Annotated in this window: 16 protein-coding genes and 1 other RNA gene; 14 read left to right on the top strand and 3 right to left on the bottom strand. The window is 45.3% G+C overall.

Going from position 1 to position 15,263, the window contains the following annotated elements; genetic code table 11:
* The first annotated feature begins 12 nt into the window (after nt 1-12).
* Both aroB and aroE read left to right on the top strand, forming a co-directional pair.
* Entirely contained in the window at nt 13-1,071 is a 1,059-nt protein-coding gene (gene aroB, locus B5F18_RS02685) for a 3-dehydroquinate synthase (protein WP_087156127.1), read from the top strand.
* 17 nt (nt 1,072-1,088) lie between these two features.
* Nucleotides 1,089-1,904: a shikimate dehydrogenase gene (gene aroE / locus B5F18_RS02680; protein WP_087156126.1), complete on the top strand. Its 816-nt coding sequence runs from the start codon at nt 1,089-1,091 to the stop codon at nt 1,902-1,904.
* A gap of 47 nt (nt 1,905-1,951) precedes the next feature.
* On the opposite strand, the gene B5F18_RS02675 is transcribed toward aroE, so the two are convergent.
* Nucleotides 1,952-3,124, bottom strand: coding sequence for a ribose-phosphate pyrophosphokinase (locus B5F18_RS02675; RefSeq protein WP_087156125.1), 1,173 nt, complete (start codon nt 3,122-3,124; stop codon nt 1,952-1,954).
* Between the two features lie 142 nt (nt 3,125-3,266).
* Between B5F18_RS02675 and B5F18_RS02670 the strand changes: the two genes are divergently transcribed.
* The 11 genes from B5F18_RS02670 (at nt 3,267) to B5F18_RS02620 (ending at nt 12,532) form a co-directional block, all read left to right on the top strand.
* Entirely contained in the window at nt 3,267-4,577 is a 1,311-nt protein-coding gene (locus B5F18_RS02670) for a DUF512 domain-containing protein (RefSeq protein WP_087156124.1), read from the top strand.
* Nucleotides 4,578-4,593: 16 nt separating this feature from the next.
* On the top strand, nt 4,594-5,916 hold the full coding sequence (gene der, locus B5F18_RS02665) for a ribosome biogenesis GTPase Der (protein ID WP_087156123.1): 1,323 nt from the start codon (nt 4,594-4,596) through the stop codon (nt 5,914-5,916).
* Nucleotides 5,916-6,557 (top strand): glycerol-3-phosphate 1-O-acyltransferase PlsY, encoded by a 642-nt coding sequence (gene plsY, locus B5F18_RS02660; RefSeq protein ID WP_087156122.1) that lies wholly within the window; start codon nt 5,916-5,918, stop codon nt 6,555-6,557. Before der ends, plsY begins: the two co-directional genes overlap by 1 nt.
* A gap of 15 nt (nt 6,558-6,572) precedes the next feature.
* A complete protein-coding gene (locus tag B5F18_RS02655; protein ID WP_087156121.1) occupies nt 6,573-7,586 on the top strand; it encodes an NAD(P)H-dependent glycerol-3-phosphate dehydrogenase in 1,014 nt (337 codons plus the stop codon).
* Between the two features lie 105 nt (nt 7,587-7,691).
* Nucleotides 7,692-9,167, top strand: a complete 1,476-nt coding sequence (gene spoIVA, locus B5F18_RS02650) for a stage IV sporulation protein A (RefSeq protein ID WP_087156120.1) — start codon at nt 7,692-7,694, stop codon at nt 9,165-9,167.
* 96 nt (nt 9,168-9,263) lie between these two features.
* A complete protein-coding gene (locus tag B5F18_RS02645; protein WP_087156119.1) occupies nt 9,264-9,740 on the top strand; it encodes a MogA/MoaB family molybdenum cofactor biosynthesis protein in 477 nt (158 codons plus the stop codon).
* Nucleotides 9,718-10,251 carry a precorrin-2 dehydrogenase/sirohydrochlorin ferrochelatase family protein gene (locus B5F18_RS02640; protein WP_242955787.1) on the top strand — a complete coding sequence of 178 codons (534 nt, stop codon included), beginning with the start codon at nt 9,718-9,720 and terminating at the stop codon, nt 10,249-10,251. The genes B5F18_RS02645 and B5F18_RS02640 overlap by 23 nt, the downstream gene beginning before the upstream one ends.
* Nucleotides 10,217-10,909 (top strand): MBL fold metallo-hydrolase, encoded by a 693-nt coding sequence (locus B5F18_RS02635; protein ID WP_087156118.1) that lies wholly within the window; start codon nt 10,217-10,219, stop codon nt 10,907-10,909. The genes B5F18_RS02640 and B5F18_RS02635 overlap by 35 nt, the downstream gene beginning before the upstream one ends.
* A gap of 15 nt (nt 10,910-10,924) precedes the next feature.
* Nucleotides 10,925-11,404, top strand: coding sequence for a ribonuclease HI (gene rnhA / locus B5F18_RS02630; protein ID WP_087156295.1), 480 nt, complete (start codon nt 10,925-10,927; stop codon nt 11,402-11,404).
* Between the two features lie 57 nt (nt 11,405-11,461).
* Nucleotides 11,462-11,811, top strand: an RNA gene (gene rnpB / locus B5F18_RS02625) — RNase P RNA component class A.
* 118 nt (nt 11,812-11,929) lie between these two features.
* Nucleotides 11,930-12,532: a cytidylate kinase-like family protein gene (locus B5F18_RS02620; RefSeq protein WP_087156117.1), complete on the top strand. Its 603-nt coding sequence runs from the start codon at nt 11,930-11,932 to the stop codon at nt 12,530-12,532.
* 36 nt (nt 12,533-12,568) lie between these two features.
* Here the strand turns inward: B5F18_RS02620 and B5F18_RS02615 are convergent, their stop codons facing one another.
* The gene (locus B5F18_RS02615) at nt 12,569-13,033 is read right to left on the bottom strand and encodes an aspartate carbamoyltransferase regulatory subunit (RefSeq protein WP_087156116.1); all 465 of its coding nucleotides are present in this window, start codon (nt 13,031-13,033) and stop codon (nt 12,569-12,571) included.
* A 13-nt stretch (nt 13,034-13,046) separates the two neighbouring features.
* A complete protein-coding gene (pyrB, locus tag B5F18_RS02610; RefSeq protein WP_087156115.1) occupies nt 13,047-13,970 on the bottom strand; it encodes an aspartate carbamoyltransferase in 924 nt (307 codons plus the stop codon).
* Between the two features lie 141 nt (nt 13,971-14,111).
* On the opposite strand from pyrB, the gene pheA reads away from it, so the two are divergent.
* Nucleotides 14,112-15,242, top strand: coding sequence for a prephenate dehydratase (gene pheA, locus B5F18_RS02605; RefSeq protein WP_087156114.1), 1,131 nt, complete (start codon nt 14,112-14,114; stop codon nt 15,240-15,242).
* The last annotated feature ends 21 nt before the right edge of the window (nt 15,243-15,263 follow it).

The following is a 15,263-nucleotide window of genomic DNA, read 5'->3' as shown; positions in this document are numbered from 1 at the left end:
TAGGTGACGGATATGAAACTCATAGTAAACTTAAAAGAAAACAGCTATCCGATTTATATAGAGCGGGGGATCAGGAAAAAAGCTGTAAAGCTTATCCGGGAAGTGTGGAACGGAAAGCGCATTATCATTGTGTCAGACGATCAGGTTTATGAACATTATGGGGAAGAGCTTTTGGAAAACCTCTCTCAGGAGTTTTCATGCACCAGACTGGTACTTCCACACGGAGAAGGGACAAAGAGTTTTCAGAATCTGCCGATTATCTACGATGCGATGCTTAAGGCGCGCCTGTCAAGAAGCGATCTTCTTGTGGCACTTGGCGGTGGAGTGATCGGGGACCTGGCAGGGTTTGCGGCAGCGACTTATTTAAGGGGAATTCCGTTTGTACAGATTCCGACTTCCCTGCTGGCGCAAGTGGATTCTTCGGTAGGCGGAAAGGTTGCTGTGGATCTGCCGCAGGGGAAAAACCTTGTGGGCGCATTTTATCAACCTAAACTGGTACTGATCGACCCGGATGTACTTGACACACTGCCAGAGCGGTTTTTGAAGGATGGCATGGGTGAAGTGATCAAATACGGCTGTATCAAGGATGCGGTATTGCTTGAAAAGCTGGAGAGCTTAGGTTCTTACGGGAAACTTGGCAGAGAGATGGAGGAGATCATTTACCACTGTGTGGATATTAAACGGAAGGTTGTGGAGGAAGATCAGTTTGACAAAGGAGAGAGGATGCTTCTCAATTTTGGCCACACGCTGGCGCATGCGATCGAGCAGTACTTTCACTATGAAAGAGAGAGCCACGGAGAGGCAGTTGCGGAAGGCATGTACCAGGTGATGCGGATTGCCGAACAAAAAGGGATTGCCAAATCAGGGATAGCTGCAAAGATTGCACATGTGCTGAATATGTATGGACTCCCTTGTGAAAGCGGGATACCGGTCAGTGAACTTATCAAGGCAATCTGTCTTGACAAAAAAAATTTAAATAATCATCTCAATCTGATTCTGTTGAAGAATGTCGGGGAGAGCTATATTTACCAGACTGATACAGAATTTTTTGATGGAATTGATAAGGTATAGGAAAGAAGAGGATAAATATGATACATCTTGCAGTGATCGGGAAAGTGCTCGCGCACTCTCTCTCCCCGGAAATCCACCGGTATATGTACGAAAAACTTGGAATTGAAGGGACATATGAAAAACTGGAACTTACGCCAGATGAGGTTCCTTGTATTGCAAAGATTATGAGGGAAAAGAATTTGAGCGGAGTGAATGTGACTATGCCTTATAAGGAGACGGTCATGGAATATCTGGATGTTCTCGGGGAAGATGCAAAGGCTATAGGGGCTGTAAATACGATTTTGCTCAAGGACGGAAAGACTTACGGTTACAACAGCGATTATGTTGGTGTGTGTTATATGTTTGATTCTCACGATGTAAAACTTCGCGGAAAAGAGATCGTCATCCTTGGCAATGGGGGAGCGGCTCATGCCCTTATTTACGCCATGAAGGAGGCGGAAACCAAAAAGATCACTGTTGTGGCCAGGTCAAGGGAAAAACTGGCAAAGCTGAAAGAGAGGTTTCCTTATATAGAAGAAAAGACATACGAGGAGGAGCTCTGTGGGGATATCATTATCAATACAACTCCGGTCGGTATGTACCCAAATACGGGAAAGAGCGTTGTGGGAAAAGAAGTGCTGCGCAATTTTAAAGTGGCGGCAGACATTGTATACAATCCTTTGATGACAGAATTTCTCCTCGCCGCGAAAAGAGAAGGTCTTACAGTTGTGAGTGGGCTGTCAATGTTGGTAGGGCAGGCCATCCATTCAGAGGAAATCTGGTTTGAACGGCCGATCGACTATTCCCTGGGAGAGGGAATTCACGATGAACTGGCAAAAAGGTTTGCAGAGTAATAAAAAGGGAAGGGGCACTTAAAGAAGTATCCTTTCCCTTTTGATATTTAGCGTTTGTTGTATTTATCCAGCAGAGCGTGGATCTTATCAGTCGGATTCATAACTTTGCCGATAGTCAGATCGTGATTGATGGAGTCAATGATGAGTGCAAGGAATTTGCTCATATCCGCAATCACAAAATAAGGTTTCTCCTTTACAATCGGCGGAAGGTAGGTCAGATTTGTAGTGATGACCTTGTCGATCCAGCCGTTTGCATAATATTCGTCGAATTTGTCAAAACCTTCTGTGAAAAGTCCAAAAGTCGTGCACACAAAAACACGGCGTGCATTGCGGTCTTTTAATTTTTTTGCCACATCAAGCATACTCTCACCGGAGGCGATCATATCGTCGATGATGATCACATCTTTTCCGGACACATCATCCCCTAAGAATTCATGAGACACGATCGGGTTTTTGCCGTTTACAACTGTGGAATAGTCGCGGCGCTTATAGAACATACCCATGTCTACGCCAAGCACGTTGGAGAAGTAGACAGCTCTGTGCATCGCACCTTCGTCAGGACTGATGATCATGAGATGGTCTTTGTCCACCGTTATATCAGGCACTTCACGGAAAAGTGCTTTCATAAACTGGTATGGCGGATTAAAGTTGTCAAATCCATCAAGAGGGATTGCGTTCTGCACTCTTGGGTCGTGGGCATCAAAGGTGATGATATTGGAGACGCCCATATGTACCAGTTCCTCCAGGGCAAGCGCACAGTCCAAAGATTCGCGTTTGGTTCGCTTGTGCTGTCTGCTTTCGTAGAGGAAAGGCATGATCACGCTGATCCTGTTTGCTTTTCCGGTTGCAGCGGAGATGATCCTCTTTAAATCCTGATAGTGGTCATCCGGTGACATGTGATTTTTATATCCATTGACAGAGTAGGTCAGGCTGTAATTGCACACATCAACCATGATAAACAAATCTTTTCCACGGATTGTTTCATAAAGCATTCCCTTTGCCTCACCGCTCCCAAAACGAGGGCAGGCATGCTTTACAAGATAATTGTCGGATTGATAACTTGCAAATAAAGCAGAATCACTGATATTAAAGGATGCCTGCTTGCGGAAATCAACAATATAGTCATTGACTTTCTGTCCAAGTTCTTTGCAGCTCTCTAATGCAATGATTTTCAAAGGTGCCTTTGGAAGAGACTGCTCTAATAAATTAATATTCGGCATAGTATTCTCCTATCTGTTTGTGTTTTGTTACAGTTCAGTTATACCATTTTTTCTTTTGCAGGACAAGAAAGAGATGTAAAAAATTGCATTTTAATATGAAATTTAGTATGATAAGGAAAGAATCAAAGACAGGAGAACAGGAATGAAACATGAGCATATAGTACGCAGTGTGGAGCAGGGCGGCATTGCATGGGAAATGGGAATCGAGCCGGGGGACAAGCTTTTGGCTATCAATGGCACGGAGATTGAAGATGTATTTGACTACCATTATCTGGTGAATGACGAGGAGCTTCTTGTACTGATAGAAAAGACAAACGGGGAACAGTGGGAGCTGGAGATTGAAAAAGAGTATGAAGAGGATTTGGGCATTGAATTTGAGCAGGGACTGATGGATGAATACCGTTCCTGCAGAAATAAATGTATTTTCTGCTTTATCGACCAAATGCCTCCGGGGATGAGGGAGACACTTTATTTTAAGGATGATGATTCCAGGCTCTCCTTCCTTCAGGGAAATTATGTCACGCTTACAAATATGAGTGACCATGATATAGACAGGATCATCCGATATCACCTGGAGCCGATCAATGTCTCCATACACACGACTAATCCGGAACTTCGCTGCAAAATGCTGCACAATCGTTTTGCGGGGGATGCACTGAAAAAGATTGATCGTCTCTACGAAGGCGGAATACAGATGAATGGTCAGATCGTGCTTTGTAAAGGCATCAATGACGGAGAGGAGCTGGAGAGAAGTATCCGGGATATGTCAAAATATTTTCCGACACTGCAAAGTGTTTCCATTGTACCGGTAGGACTTAGCAAATACCGGGACGGGCTTTATCCGCTGGATCCGTTTACAAAGGAAGATGCTTTAAAGGTTTTGGATACCATACACAGGTGGCAGGAAAAATTTTACGAAGAATATGGGATGCATTTTATCCATGCAGGGGATGAGTGGTATATTCTGGCAGAGCAGGAAGTGCCTTTGGCAAACAGGTACGACGGGTACCTGCAGCTGGAAAACGGAGTTGGTATGTTACGGCTTTTGCACGATGAATTTGAGGAGGCTTTTTTGGCAGCGACAGGGGATGACAAGAAAAGAGAACTGTCCATGGCTACGGGGGTGTTGGCTTATCCGTATATCGGACAGATGCTTGAGAGGATGAAAGAGAAATTTCCAAATACGAAGGTACATCTGTACTGTATCCGAAACGATTTCTTTGGGGAGAGGATCACGGTAGCGGGGCTGCTCACAGGGCAGGATCTGGTTGCCCAGTTAAAAGGAAGAGCGCTTGGAGAGACCCTTCTTCTTCCTGTCAGTATGTTCCGAAACGGAGAGGAAGTATTTTTGGATGACTACACAAAAGAAGATGTTGCGAACGCTTTACAAGTACCGATAGATATTGTAAAATCAAGCGGGCAAGATTTTATTGAAATGATAATAGACAGATAGATGAGGAGAAACAAAGATGAGTAAACCAGTAGTAGCGATAGTCGGGAGACCGAACGTGGGAAAATCAACACTGTTCAATGCCCTGGCAGGGGAGATGATCTCCATTGTAAAAGATACCCCTGGTGTTACCAGGGACCGTATTTATGCGGATGTGGCATGGCTGAACCACAATTTTACCATCATCGACACCGGGGGGATTGAGCCTGACAGCAAGGATATCATTCTCTCGCAGATGAGAGAACAGGCACAGATTGCCATAGACACGGCAGATGTGATCGTATTCATCACAGATGTGAGACAGGGAGTGGTGGACGCAGACTCCAAGGTTGCGGACATGTTGAGACGCTCCGGAAAACCGGTTGTGCTTGTAGTAAACAAGGTGGACAGTTTTGAAAAATTTATGCCGGATGTATACGAATTTTATAATCTTGGAATCGGCGACCCTGTACCGGTGTCAGCAGCATCGAGACTTGGAATCGGAGATATGCTGGATGTTGTGTGCAGTTTTTTCCCGGAACATTCCAAAGAGGAGGAAGAAGATGAAAGGCCGAGAGTGGCAATCGTGGGAAAACCAAACGTGGGAAAATCCTCCATTATCAATAAACTTCTGGGCGAGAACCGTGTCATTGTCTCAGACATTGCGGGAACAACAAGGGATGCCATCGACACAGCGATCAAATATCATGGAAAAGAATACATTTTCATCGATACAGCAGGACTTAGACGAAAAAATAAGATCAAAGAAGAGCTGGAGCGCTACAGTATCATCCGCACAGTGACTGCGGTTGAGAGAGCGGATGTGGTGCTGATGGTGATCGATGCCACAGAAGGTGTGACAGAGCAGGATGCGAAGATTGCTGGAATCGCACATGAAAGAGGAAAAGGGATCATCATTGTGGTGAACAAATGGGATGCCATTGAAAAGAACGACAAGACGATGAATGAGTTTGAGAAAAAGGTGCGCGAGGTGCTCTCCTATATGCCGTATGCGCAGATCATGTATGTGTCTGCGAAGACGGGGCAAAGGCTTGGAAAACTGTATGACATGATCGATATGGTGATCGAAAACCAGACACTCAGAGTTGCCACAGGAGTCCTCAATGAGATCATGACAGAGGCAGTGGCTATGCAGCAGCCGCCTTCAGACAAAGGAAAACGTCTGAAATTGTATTACATCACGCAGGTGTCTGTTAAACCGCCGACATTCGTCATTTTTGTCAATGACAAAGAATTGATGCATTTTTCATACACAAGATATCTGGAAAATAAGATCAGAGAAGCATTCGGGTTTAAAGGTACTTCTTTGAGATTTTTGATACGTGAAAGAAAGGAAAAGTAATGGAAAGGATCATTTGCATATTGATTGGGTATATTTGCGGCCTTCTCCAGACAGGATATTTGTATGGAAAGTTTCATCATATGGATATCCGCAAATACGGCAGCGGAAACGCAGGGACGACAAATGCCCTGCGAACACTCGGATGGAAGGCCGGAGTGATCACATTTTTGGGGGACTGTTTCAAGTGTGTGCTCGCCGTTGTGCTCGTGCGGCTTATTTTTGGACACTCCCATGAAGAGATTCTGCCAATGCTTTCTATGTATGCAGGAATGGGGGCTGTGCTTGGCCATAATTTCCCGTTTTATTTGAAATTTAAGGGAGGAAAAGGAATCGCGGCCACGGCAGGACTTTTTTTGGCGACAAATATTTGGATGGCCCTTATTGCATTTGCAGTGTTTCTCGTCATCGTGGGCATTACGCGTTACGTGTCTGTTGGCTCTATTGCGCTTGTGGTGCTGTTTGTGATCGAGGTTGTGGTGTACGGACAAAGCGGAGGTTTTGGAATTTCCGGTACGCCGCTTTATGAAATGTACGGAATCGCTGTGTTTTTGATGGTGCTTGCAGTGTATAAGCACCGGACAAACATCAAGAGACTTTGCAACGGAACAGAAAACAAACTGAAATTTGGAAAAGAAAAATAAGATGGAGGATGGCTTATGGCAAAGATAGGGATTTTAGGTGCGGGAAGCTGGGGAACCGCGTTGTCGCTTTTGTTGAGTGAAAATGGCCATGAGGTTACTGTGTGGTCGATTCAAAAAGAAGAGGTTGAGATGCTCTCTTCCAAAAGAGAGCACCTGTCAAAACTGCCGGGAGTCAAACTGCCGGATAGTATCTGTTTTACGGGGGACATTGCAAGTGCGGTGGTTGGAAAGGATATCTGTATTCTGGCAGTTCCTTCCATTGCCACGAGAAGCACCGCGGCGGCAATGAGAGAATACGTAAAAGACGGACAGATTCTCGTCAATGTTGCAAAGGGAATTGAGGAAAATACGCTGATGACATTGACCGAACAGATTGAAGAGGAAATCCCCTATGCCAATGTTGCTGTTTTGTCTGGACCAAGCCATGCGGAGGAGGTTGGAAGAAGGCTGCCGACCACCTGTGTTGTAGGGGCCAGGGAGAAGGCGACAGCAGAGTATATCCAGTCATTGTTTATGAGCAAGGTGTTCCGTGTCTACACAAGCCCGGATATCACGGGTATTGAAGTTGGAGGCGCGCTTAAAAATGTGATCGCCCTGGCAGCAGGAATCGCAGACGGACTCGGATACGGGGACAATACAAAGGCAGCCCTTATCACAAGGGGAATCACAGAGATTGCCCGTCTTGGAGTCAAAATGGGAGGACATCTGGAGACGTTTGCAGGACTTACAGGGATCGGTGATCTGATCGTGACATGCGCAAGTGTGCACAGCCGGAACCGAAGAGCCGGTGTGCTTATCGGGGAGGGAAAATCCATGGAAGAGGCCATGAAGGAGGTCAAGATGATTGTGGAAGGTGTCTACTCCACCAAGGCAGCGGTGCAGCTGGCAAAGAAATATGATGTCTCCCTCCCGATCATTGAGCAAGTAAATGCAGTTTTGTTTGCTGGCAAGAACCCTGGCAAAGCAGTGGAAGATTTGATGATGAGAGATGGGAGAGCAGAGTCCAGTGCCTTGCCGTGGGAACAATAATAGACTCTGTGTTCTTTAAATTGTTCTATTGCTATAAATAAAAAGACATAAACCCCTCTTGCTGTGCATAAAGTATATCAGCACAGCAAGGGGGTATTTTTATATATGAACACATTTCACTTATACAAAGATATTCAGGCAAGGACAAACGGGGAAATCTATATCGGCGTTGTAGGTCCTGTAAGAACCGGAAAGTCAACTTTTATTAAACGTTTTATGGACTTGCTCGTGATTCCGAAAATGGAAGATGAGCATAACAAGGAGCGCACAAAAGATGAGCTGCCACAGTCTGCCTCCGGGAAAACGATCATGACTACAGAACCCAAATTTGTTCCAAAGGAAGCTGCAAGGCTTCACCTTGGAGAGGAGAATGTTCCGGTCAAGGTCCGGCTCATCGACTGCGTGGGGTATATGGTGAAGGGAGCAGCCGGGCACATTGAGAATGGTGAGGAAAGACAGGTGAAAACGCCATGGTTTGAAAATGAGATTCCTTTTACAAAAGCAGCGGCGATCGGTACGAGGAAAGTAATCCACGAACATGCGACCATTGGGATTGTAGTGACTACAGACGGCAGTATCGGTGAGATTCCGGGGGAAAATTACATAGAGCCGGAAGGACAGACGATCCGGGAGCTAAAGGCGATCGGAAAACCGTTTATTGTACTGGTGAACTCCACAAAACCATACGGCGCTGGAGCGAAAGCAGTGGTGGACAGGATTAAAGAGGAGCATCAGACCGAGGCAATCGCGGTCAACTGTGAACAGCTCAGGGAAGAGGATATCCATCAGATCATGGAGCGTGTGCTCTTTGCATTTCCAATTTCAGAAGTACGTTTTTATGTGCCGCAGTGGACCGAAATGCTGCCAAGAGAGCACAAGATCAAAGAGAGTCTTCTTGATTATGTAAAAAAAGTGATGGAGGGAATGACGGAAATTAAAGACGCGGAACAAAAACTCCCTTCGCCGGAAGAGGAGTACATCACATCCGCCAAAACAGAGGAGATCCACATGGATACGGGAAGTGTGGATGTACGGATAGATATTGCGAAAAAGTATTATTATGAGCTGCTCAGTGAGATGACAGGGATGGAGATCGAAGATGAATATGAACTTATAAAAACCATGAGCCAGATGTCTTCTATGCAAAAGGAATACGAGTCCGTAAAGGATGCTCTTTCCAGCGTGAGGATGAAAGGGTATGGTGTGGTCAGTCCGAAAAAGGAAGAGATACATTTGGAGGAGCCGGTGATCATCAAGCAGGGAAACAAATACGGGGTGAAGATCAAATCCCAGGCACCATCCATTCACCTGATCCGGGCAAATATTGAGACAGAGATCGCACCGATCGTGGGAAATGAAAAACAGGCGCAGGATTTGGTACAGTTTATCAAAAATGCGGAGAATTCGGAAGAAGGAGTATGGAAAACAAGTATCTTTGGAAAGACGATCGAGGATTTGGTGGAGGACGGTATGAGAAACAAAATGCAGATGATCAACGAGGAGAGTCAGTCAAAATTGCAGGATACCATGCAGAAGATTGTCAACGACAGTAATGGAGGAATGGTGTGCATTATCATATAGACTTCAAATGGCTGTTCTGATATAATAAAAATGCATGAAAGATATCGGAAAGATATAAAAATCCGAATAAAACGGAAAAAGGGGTAGGAACTTAGGATGAGAGCGGCAATATTAGTTGTAGATACGGATGCTTATCTGAAGATGCAAAAAAGCAGAAACAGTGAGATACTGAAGAGAATTCTAGAAAGAGCGGGATTTGAGATAGGATTTGAAAAAGTGCTGCCAAGTGACAGGACAGTGCTTTTGGAGGTTATGAAACGGATTGCATCAAGCGGGATGATTGATTTGATATTGACTGTGGGAAGTACAGGGATTGCAGAGGATGACATTGCACCGGAGGCGACGAAGGATATTGTGGAGAAGGAACTTCCGGGTATTCCGGAGGCAATAAGGGCATATGGCAGAAAAATTTTGGCAGACTGCATGATGACAAGAGAGACCGCAGGGATTTATGAAAATACGCTGATCGTCAATCTTTCGGGGGAGACAGAATGGATGGCTGAGTCTGCACAGTACATGATGCCGGAGTTCATTCAGGGAGTGAAGATCATTGGAGAAAAGACAAAAAAATAAAAGCACAGAAAAGGAAGGCAGGGAACTGCCTTTTCCTGTTTTTATCCGCTTAAATGGCAAAAGAGTGCTTATAGTGGGAGCAGGGAAGGTGGCACAGAGGCGTGTATGTGCGCTTCTGCCTTTTGGTGTGCACATCACTGTCGTTGCACCGGAGGTTTCCGAAATACTGCAAAGGTATGAAAAAGAAGGAAAAATAGAGATCAAGAGAAAAAGATTTACAGAGCAGGAGCTTGGGGAGCAGCCGTTTGCTGTTCTGGCAGCCACAGATGAAAAAGAACTCAACAGGAACATTGCGCTTTTGTGCAGAAAAAGGGGAATTTTTGTCAACAATGCGTCCGATGCATCCATGTGTGATTTTTATTTTCCTGCCTTGGCAAAAGGAGAAGGTATTGTTGCAGGCGTGTGCGGGGACGGCAACGACCACAGAAAAGTGGCACAGACAGCAGAAAAAATTCGTAGATGTTTGGAGAGAGAGGATGAAAGTAACGTATTTAAGACACAGCGGTTTTAAACTGGAATTGGAGCATCATATTTTAATTTTTGACTATTTTAAAGGCAATGTAGGGGATCTCTCAAAAAAAGAGGTGATCGTATTTTCCAGCCACAGGCATTTTGACCACTTTCGTAAGGAGATTTTTGATTGGAGAGAGAAGACGAAGAGCATTCATTATGTTCTGTCAGACGATATCCAGGGGCAAGATAAAGAACTGCAGGAAGATGCAGACATCCGCTGGTGTGCGCCGGATGAGCGGTTTGAGATGAAAGGCTGCACTGTGCAGACCTTACGTTCCACAGATGAGGGTGTCGCGTTTCTTGTAGAGTGTGAAGGAGTTCGCATCTATCATGCAGGAGATCTGAATTGGTGGCACTGGGAAGGAGAGCCGGGGGAATTTAATGAGACGATGAAAAAGGATTACCAGCGCGAAATCGCAAAGATAGAAGGCAAAAAGTTTGACGTCGCCTTTATCCCGGTTGATGCAAGGCTTGGCGAACAGTATTTTTGGGGACTGGACTGGTTCATGCGTCATACAGACACAAGGTGGGCAGTGCCGATGCATTTCTTTGAGGACTATTCCGTGTGCAAAAGGTTGGAGTTGCAGGAGGAGACGAATTCCTACAGGGACAGGCTGATTTTGGTGCACGGGCAAGGAGAGACATTTGAAATTTAGATGGGAGCAAATGATATGAAAGTGATGATCTATACAGATGGAGCGGCAAGAGGAAACCCGGAAGGGCCTGGAGGATTTGGCACAGTCCTGGAATATACGGACACAAAAGGTGTGCTGCACACAAAGGAAATTTCAAAAGGATATAAACGGACCACGAACAACAGGATGGAGCTGATGGCAGCCATCGCAGGGCTTGAGGCTCTAAACCGTCCGTGTGAGGTAGAGCTTTACTCAGATTCCAAGTACCTGGTGGATGCATTTAACCAAAGATGGATTGATGGCTGGCTTAAGAAAAACTGGAAGAGAGGGAAAAATGAGCCGGTGAAGAATATTGATCTTTGGAAACGTTTGTTGAAGGCAAAGGAGCCTCATAATGTCTCTTTTTTCTGGGTAAAGGGACACGACGGGCATCCCCAGAATGAGCGGTGCGACACGCTTGCCACAACAGCTGCAGACGGCGATGACTTGTCGGTGGATGAAGGACTTGAGATATAGAATGGCGGGGATGGTACTTTACTTTGCATGTGAGTTGTGATAGAATGACAAAGGTTTTAAGTAAGACAGGCGGTCGCGGCTGCGAATTCCGAAAGGATGCAGGCGAGGAAAGTCCGGGCTTCACAGGGCAGGATGCCGGATAACGTCCGGTGGAGGCGACTCCAAGGCCAGTGCAACAGAAATGTACCGCCAGCCAGTGGCTGGTAAGGGTGGAAGGGCAGTGTAAGAGACTACCGCCCTGCTGGTGACAGCGGGGGCACATGTAAACCCCATCCGAAGCAAAACCGGAGTAAAACAATGTGGCGGCCCGTCACGTTTTAGGTAGGTTGCTTGAACCTGCCGGCAACGGCAGGTCTAGATAGATGACCGCTCAACGACATAACCCGGCTTATCGTCTTGCTTAAGCCCAAGATTAAGATTATAGTTCCTGTACAAAAAATGTATTGGGGACTATTTTTTTATGCAGAGTATGGTAAAATATAACTGTAAATTGTTAAAAAAGCATGACAGAAAGGGGAATGTTTTATGAATAGCCGGATTATTACGATCAACCGCATGTACGGAAGCTGTGGACGGCAGATAGCGAAAAGCCTAGGCGAGCTTTTGGGAATACATTATTATGACAATGAGTTGCTGAAGATTGCGGAGGAACGCGAAGGCATTCCTTACGAAGAGCTGATAAAAGTGGATGAAAAAAGGGCCAGTTCCTGGCGTTATCCTGTTGAGGATGAGATACAGATGGAAAAGAAATTCCGTTTTGAACCGCTCAATGATGTGCTTTTTAAAACGCAGAGAGAGATTATCTTAGAGCTTGCAAAAAAGGAAGACTGTATTTTTGTCGGAAGATGTGCCAATTTTATTTTAAGAGAAGAACAAAACTGCAAGAGTGTATTTCTTTACGCACCGTTTGAAAAGCGTGTGGAGGAAATCGTGAACCGCACATCAGCGGATGAGAAGATAGCAAAGATGATGGTAAAAAGGATGGATAAGCAGAGAAAATACTATTACAATTATTTCACAGATGAACAGTGGAATGACATGGAGCAGTACGATGTATGCATAGATACAAGCCGGGTCTCCAGAAAACAGATTCTTCTGATGCTGAGCACACTTTATGAAAATATGTAGAGAAAACGGGACACGCCAATAGCGTGTCCCGGTCTTTTATTGCTTGCGCAGTCGTCCTTCATATTTTTCTTCACAGTATTTACAGCGGTATATTTCCTTCTCCTCATCTGTGAGGACAAAGACATGCTCCAGTTCCTGTTCAATGGAAGTGATGCACCTTGGATTCTTGCACTTGATAACATTTGTGATTTCTGATGGCAGATGGAGCTGTTTCTTTTCCACAACCTTGTCATGCTGGATAATGTTGATGGTGATATTGTGGTCAATGAATCCCAATACATCCAGGTCAATGTAGTCGATCGGACATTCGATTTTTATAATATCTTTTTTCCCCATTTTGTTGCTGCGTGCATTTTTGATGATGGCAACTGTGCAGTCAAGCTTGTCCAGTTTCAGATAATTGTAGATGTCCATGGATTTGCCTGCCTGGATATGGTCAAGGACCACGCCTTCGTTCAGTCCGCTGACGTTTAATGTCTCATTATTTTCTTTTTTTACCATTTTTTCAGCCTCCCTATGATTCCACATTGATTTCGAGCAGTGTCAGTATAAGAGCCATGCGTACGTACACGCCGTATTGTACCTGTTTAAAGTATACAGCTCGTGGGTCTTTGTCTACTTCCACAGAGATTTCGTTGACTCTTGGGAGCGGATGAAGGACGAGCATATCCTGTGGTGCAAGCTGCATTTTTTTTGCATCCAGAATGTAGAAATCTTTCATGCGGACATAGTCCTCTTCATTGAAGAAACGTTCTTTCTGCACACGTGTCATGTATAAAAGATCCAGGCTTGGAAGAGCTTCCTCCAGGCGAACGACCTCTTTGTAAGGGACATTATTTTTTTCCAATACATCTTCACGGATGTAGTCCGGAAGGCGCAGCTCTTCCGGGGAGATCAGGACAAATTCAATTCCTTCGTACCGCACAAGGGCGTGGATCAGAGAGTGGACTGTGCGCCCGAACTTCAAATCTCCGCAGAGCCCGATTTTCAAGTGATCCAGTCTGCCCTTTAAAGAGCGGATGGTCAAAAGGTCTGTCAATGTCTGAGTCGGGTGCTGATGTCCTCCGTCTCCCGCGTTGATGACAGGGATAGAAGAGTGTTTGCAGGCAACCATCGGCGCGCCTTCTTTTGGATGGCGCATTGCGCAGATGTCTGCATAGCAGGAGACCATGCGGATCGTGTCCGATACGCTCTCCCCTTTCGCAGCGGAGCTGGAATCAGCAGAAGAAAAGCCAAGAACACTACCGCCCAGGTTCAACATTGCAGCCTCATGGCTTAATCTGGTACGTGTGCTTGGCTCATAGAATAAGGTTGCCAGTTTCTTTCCTGCACAGGCGTGTGCATATTTATCCGGATGACGTTCAATGTCATTGGCCAAATCTAAGATACGGTCCAGTTCTTCGACTGAAAAGTCCAAAGGACTCATTAAATGTCTCATATGAAACCTCCTTTAAGGAAAATTCTTGGAATTATCTTTCTACATCATATAATAAAATAAAATTGATTTCAACCAGCGGCATGGATTTTACGGAAAAAATGTATTATAATGGGAAAAGAATTTTGAAAGCAGGGTGAGGGAATGGCAAAATTAGAAGACTTAAGAAAAGAAATCGACAGAATTGACGCAGAGATTGTAAAACTTTATGAAGAAAGAATGGATATCTGCGGGAAGGTCGCAGAATATAAGATAGAAACTGGCAGCCGTGTGTTTGACAAGGAAAGAGAAAATGAGAAACTGGCGGCTGTTGAGGAAAAGGTGAAAACAGACAGCTACAAAACAGGTGCAAGAGAGCTGTTTCAGCAGCTGATGTCCATGAGCAGAAAGCTGCAGTATCAGCTTTTGACAGAAAAAGGGACTCTTGGGAAACTGCCTTTTATTGAGATTGACAAACTGAATGTGGAGGGGGCAAGGATTGTATTCCAGGGCACAGAAGGAGCTTATTCTCAGGCAGCGATGCAGAAATATTTTGGGGAGGATATCAATAGTTTCCATGTGTCCACCTTCAAAGATGCGATGGCTGCGATTGAGGAAGGCAGCGCGGATTTCGCGGTGCTGCCGATAGAGAATTCTTCTGCAGGCGCTGTGGACCAGGTGTATGATCTGCTTGTTGAGTTTGAAAATTATATTGTGGGGGAAGTGGTGATCCCGATTTCCCACACGCTTTCCGGGTTAAAGGGCGCAAGTCTTTCCGGTATCAGGAGGGTCTACTCCCATCCGCAGGGACTGATGCAGTGTCAGAAATATTTGGAGGAACACCGGAATTGGCAGCAGATCAGTGTGGCAAACACAGCTGTCGCGGCGCAAAAAGTGCTGGAAGACCAAAACGTGGAGGAAGCGGCTATCTGCAGCGAATATGCGGCAAAGGTACATGGTCTTGAGATTTTGGAGAGACAAGTGAATTTTGACAGCAGTAATTCCACACGATTTATCGTTGTGACGAACCAGAAAGTGTTCCTAAAGGACGCTGCCAAGGTCAGCATTTGTTTTGAAGTTCCGCATGAAAGCGGTTCCCTCTATCAAATGCTGTCCCATTTTATCTACAATCACTTAAATATGACGAAGATTGAGTCCAGACCAATTGAGGGACGCACATGGGAGTATCGTTTTTTTGTTGATTTTGAAGGAAATCTGGCGGACGGAGCAGTCAAAAATGCTTTAAGGGGACTGAGAGAAGAGGCAAGAAGTTTAAGGATCCTTGGCAATTACTAGAGAAAAAGAGGCGGTGAGAGA

This window comes from Lachnoclostridium sp. An181, from assembly GCF_002160325.1.
Classification (GTDB): Bacteria; Bacillota; Clostridia; order Lachnospirales; family Lachnospiraceae; genus An181.
Note: the sequence above shows the minus strand (reverse complement) of the source record. Positions and strands in the feature narration are given on the sequence as shown.